The organism is Streptomyces sp. NPDC046900 (assembly GCF_040644975.1).
Lineage (GTDB): Bacteria > Actinomycetota > Actinomycetes > Streptomycetales > Streptomycetaceae > Streptomyces.
The window spans coordinates 1-3,795 of record NZ_JBEYXD010000207.1; the positions used below are offsets into that span (position 1 = coordinate 1).

The window sequence follows — 3,795 nt, forward strand, 5'->3', positions numbered from 1 at the left end:
ACACCGCCCGCGCCGCGCAGCTGCCCGGGATCACCGGCTTCGCCAGCGGGCTGACCTCCGACCTCGAAGCCGTGATCGCCGGACTGACCCTGCACCGGCGCTCTGGCGGCACCGAGGGCGCCGTGAAGCGGTCGTCGAGGGCTTTGGCCTGCGGAGACCGCAGCTGGACGATGTAGTCGTCCAGCAGGATCCACGCCAGGGGGCGCCTCGAAGATCAGTTCACCTGCGCGCGTAGGTGAACCTGCGGCTCATGCTGGAGGAGACGGTGCGCCAGGGGAGGCCCTCGGCCGCTCTCGCGGCAACCGGCGGCCGGGCCTTGGCACGTCGGGCCGGAACCGTCGTCCGGCGTCCGGCGTCCAACAAGGGTGTTCAGCGACTTGGGGTCGTCACCGGATCCGATCGGGGGGATTCCATCTGCTGGACGGCTCGCCCGATTGCGGGCAAGGCCACGTCGCCTTAGCTTCAGCGCGTCGGATTCATTCCGAAAAGCCAACATAATCCCCTATGTAGGCTTTTCTGTGGCGTCGAGTGGAGCATTCATGTCGGTGATGACCGGTACCCCGCCCCTACAGCAGTTCGGCCAGCAGTTCGGCAGCCAGCAGATGGGTGGCCCGCAGCAGCAGATCGGACAGATCGTCCAGCAGACCATCCAGCAGGCATGTCAGCAGGCCAGCCAGCAAGTCGCGCAGCGCATGCAGCAGACCCTGCAGCAGATCCAACAGGTCCAGCAGCAACTCCAGCAGCAGGGCCTGGCCCACCAGGCCCACCCCTACCTGGCCATGGCGCTGCACCACACGCTGCTTCAGGGCGTGCGCAGCGCTGTGGAGCAGTCCGTGCAGCAGGCGCTGCCGACCGCGATCGTGACCCTGCTCCAGCAGAGCCAGCAGAGCCAGCAGGGCCAGCAGTCGTGGGGCGGCGGGTACGGGCAGCAGTCGTTCGGTCAGCAGTTCCCGCAGTACCAGCAGCCCGGCTTCGGCTTCGGCCAGGTGGGTCAGCCCTTCGGTATCGGCTGACCCCGGGGCGGGTGCGCTGTGCGGTGTGCCCGGGAGCCGTTGCCCGGGCACACCGCATCACCGAGCAAGCGGGACCGCCCGGTCGCTGGACCAGGAAGCACGAGCAGGACGGACAACACAGGCGTGGTGAAGGTGGACGTGATGGCCAAGGAAAGGCCCGGAAACAACCGCGAGAGCGAGTTGGAGGACGCGGGGACGGGCGGGGCGGGATCCGAGGGGAGGAAAACGGAACCACGCGAAAACAGCACGCCATCACCGGTCACGGTGCAGCCGCGCCGGCAACGGTACATGGTGACACCGCTGCCGCAGCATCTGCTCCCGCCGGGAGTACGCGAACTGAGCATGGACGCAGTGTGCGACCGACTGGAACACATGCCCGAGGTCAGGGTGATCCGCCGACTCCAGCCGTCAGAGAAACTGCAGGCGGCCGGGGTGCGACCCTCCTGTCCGCAGATCGCCGTCGTCGAGGCGGCCGAGGCCCACCTGCCGGCGATGCGGACACTGCACGTCCACATCGAGCCGGACCTGCCGCTGTCCGCAACCGGACCCGCCGCCACCCCGGGCACGGGCATGCTGCCGCTGCCCGATCCAGGCCTGGTCCTGCCGCAGGAACAGCCCACTAAGATCTCGCTTGGCATCTGCGGCCCGGACGGCGAACCACTGGCCGGCGCGGCGGTGTTCCTGATCGGAGCGACCTGGCCGAGCCAAGGCACCACCGCCGCCGACGGGACGGTCACCATCCCCCTGACGGCGGACACCGAGCAGTCCGTCCAGTCCCTGTACATCCGCCCCAGAGGCGACTACACCGACCGATGGATCCACCGCCCCGAACTCTCAGCGACCCAGCACAACCTCGTCACCCTCACACCGCTGGCCAAGGTGTACCCGGGGCTGGAGGAACGGCAGCACTACAGCTGGGGCCAGCAAGCCATGCGCCTGGACCGGCTGCCCCCCACCTTCCGTGGCTTCGGCATCAAAATCGCGCTCATCGGCTCCGGCGTCAGCATCGACCACCCCGACCTGAAACAAGGCGTGCGCTCCGGCATCGACCTCGTCCGCGGCACCACCGAGGGCTGGGCCCACGACCCGCTCGGCAGCGGCACCCACACGGCGGGCATCATCGCGGGCGCAGACACCGGCAAGGGCATCATCGGCATCGCCGTCGACGCCGAGATCGACGTCTGCCAGGTGCTGCCCGACGGGCACTTCAGCGACCTGATCGCCGCCCTGGACCACTGCATCCAGCACGAGGCCGACATCGCCCACATCGCCGTGGCAACCCCCTACCCCTCGGCACTCGTCTCCCGCAAACTCGCCGACGCGAACGCGGCGGGCATCGCCTGCATCGCCCCCACGGGCGACACCGGCGGACCCATCTCCTTCCCCGCCTGTCTGCCCACCGTCTTCGCCGTCGGCGCCCTCGGAGCCTTCGGCACCTACCCGCCCGACACCGCCCAAGCCACCCACTACGGCCCGCAACTGACACCCGAAGGACTGTTCGCCGCCCCCTTCAGCTGCTACGCCGGCGTCGACGCCGCCGCCCCCGGCGTCGCGGTCCTCTCCTGCGCGCCGCAGGGCGGCTACACGGCCCTCGACGGCACCACCACGGCCTCGGCCCACATCGCGGGCCTCGCTGCCCTCATCCTCGCCCACCACGAGGACTTCCACGGCCAACTGCTGCCCCGCGGACCCCGCCGCCTACAGCACCTCTTCGAGATCATCGCCGCCAGCTGCCGCCCGCTCGCCGCCCCCGGCACACTGGACGCCGCCCGCACCGGACGCGGACTGCCCGACGCGCTCATCGCCCTCGGCCTGGCCCCCGGCGTACAACTCGCACCAGCCCCCTCGTCCTACACGCCGTCGATGGCCGGATAGGTCCCTACGCGCGGCGTCCGCACGCAGTGACACCCGCCGCGAGAAAGGGAAAGTGCGGTGTCGTTCGGCTTGCAGGCCAGCCCGAGATGGGATGGGGGAGCTGTTCTGAGCTCAATTGAGCTTTTCGGGTGTCCGGAGGTTCGCGGCTGGTGTTCCGTGACCGACCGGGATCGAACGGCCAGCAAGATGTTCGGGTGGACGGGCGGTCCGAGCCTTAAGCATCCCGGATGAGGCTGAAAGGGTCGTCCGTCCAGCCACACCGGCTCCCAGCGGTGTGGCTGGACGGTGCCCGTCTCGTGTATGCGGCAGGGAGGGCGCGGTGGATGACGAAGGACGCCCCACCCTCCCTGCGGCTCCTGATCAAGATGACGCGATCCCGCCCTGGTTCCAAGCTCAACGCGGTAGCCGGAGACCATTGCTGAGGCCAACCGACGCAATTCGCTGACCTGCCGAAACGCGGCTACCGAGGGGTGGGCATCCCCCTGAAGGAGTGTGGAGTTTCCCGGTGCACCGCGGTACGCCGTTGCCATCGGTCTGGGTGGTCATAGCCGGTTCCCAGATGGGGAACCGGCTGGCGGCGAAGACTTCGAGCGTGGTGAGGAAGACCTCGAACGCGGCCGCAAAGCCCCGGCCGAAGCGCCCGCCGATCCGTCTGTGGGAGATCAAGACCGGTCGGATCGTGAACCGGCTGCGGGAGCTGCACGAGTTGGGCGGGGGATCCCGGCATACGAGCAGTTCCCCCTCTCGGAGGAACTGTTCCTCGTGCTGGACCACGCGCAGACGTGGGCCGGCAAGTTGAAGCAGCCGAAGGACAGCGTCTCTGATCAGCTAAGCGATCCTGAATCGGATTGAGTTTCCGGGATCGTTTCCCACCGTGGCGGGGAGGCGTGGGCGTGGAGATGGAAGC

General features: G+C 68.8%; 2 protein-coding genes. Both read left to right on the forward strand.

Translation table 11 applies throughout. The features are described from left to right. Positions 1–539 precede the first annotated feature (539 nt). Positions 540–1,013 (forward strand): hypothetical protein, encoded by a 474-nt coding sequence (locus ABZ904_RS50755; RefSeq protein ID WP_361006271.1) that lies wholly within the window; start codon positions 540–542, stop codon positions 1,011–1,013. A 141-nt stretch (positions 1,014–1,154) separates the two neighbouring features. Next, positions 1,155–2,888, forward strand: coding sequence for a S8 family serine peptidase (locus ABZ904_RS50760; protein WP_361006269.1), 1,734 nt, complete (start codon positions 1,155–1,157; stop codon positions 2,886–2,888). Positions 2,889–3,795 lie beyond the last annotated feature (907 nt).